Origin of the sequence: Bradyrhizobium sp. SRL28 (assembly GCF_018596315.1) — a bacterium.
Classification (GTDB): domain Bacteria; phylum Pseudomonadota; class Alphaproteobacteria; order Rhizobiales; family Xanthobacteraceae; genus Bradyrhizobium.
The window spans coordinates 1-699 of sequence record NZ_JAHEAG010000191.1 but is presented as its reverse complement, the minus strand read 5'-3'; the positions used below and the strand labels follow the sequence as shown (position 1 = coordinate 699).

Below are 699 nucleotides of genomic sequence, written 5' to 3'. Positions count from 1 at the left end.
CTGCTGGTGGCGACCGCATGCGCCAAGCCGCCCGCCGGCTGCAAACGCTGGACGCTGACGCTGTTGGCCGACACGATGGTCAAGCTCACCGATCACAACAGCCTGTCGGGCCAGACCGTGCGTTGCCGGCTGGCCGAGAACGACCTCAAGCCGTGGCGCAGGGACATGTGGTGCATTCACGCATGCAGTGGGCGTAGTCCACGGCGGCGCGGCGGTCTGTTATCTTGACGTTGCGCCAAGGTCGTATCGGTGGCGCTCGCCAATAAGATCGCGCGCACCATCTGGGCCTTGCTGGTCAGAGGCGGCATCTATCAGGCGCCGGCTGCAATGCTGAAAACCTAATCTTAAGAGCTCTCCGGCGGAAGAAGAAAGCTGCCGAGGAGGCAAGGTGCAAATCTGGATGAACCCCGAATGACGACATTCCGGTAGCGATCAGACCGCCTGACTCACTGCGCTTCGAGCGCGAGAAATTGATTGGGCGATTGCTTCCGCGGATATCATCGTGGCCAGCGGCCAGGCGCCGCGTTTACAGGCCGAACATATGACCGCACCGTCATCCCTTGTTCAACCAGAGAAAGATCTTGCAGCCCGGGCCGTTCCACATATGAGTCAGAGCCAATATTGCAGGCCGAATGACATCCGTGCTCTCGGCGCTCGTCTGGTGTTCGCCCAATGCTACGACCCGATCGTCAGTGGGAC

1 protein-coding gene and 2 pseudogenes are annotated in these 699 nt (G+C 60.8%); all 3 read left to right on the top strand.

The genetic code is table 11. The features are described from left to right. Positions 1 to 222, top strand: a pseudogene (locus tag KIP88_RS45935) (IS630 family transposase); the annotation flags it as partial. A 6-nt stretch (positions 223 to 228) separates the two neighbouring features. Beyond that, positions 229 to 342: pseudogene (locus tag KIP88_RS48100) on the top strand (IS110 family transposase); the annotation flags it as partial. A 160-nt stretch (positions 343 to 502) separates the two neighbouring features. Continuing rightward, the coding region (locus KIP88_RS45925; RefSeq protein ID WP_214494640.1) for a hypothetical protein at positions 503 to 699 on the top strand (197 nt) is incomplete at its 3' end.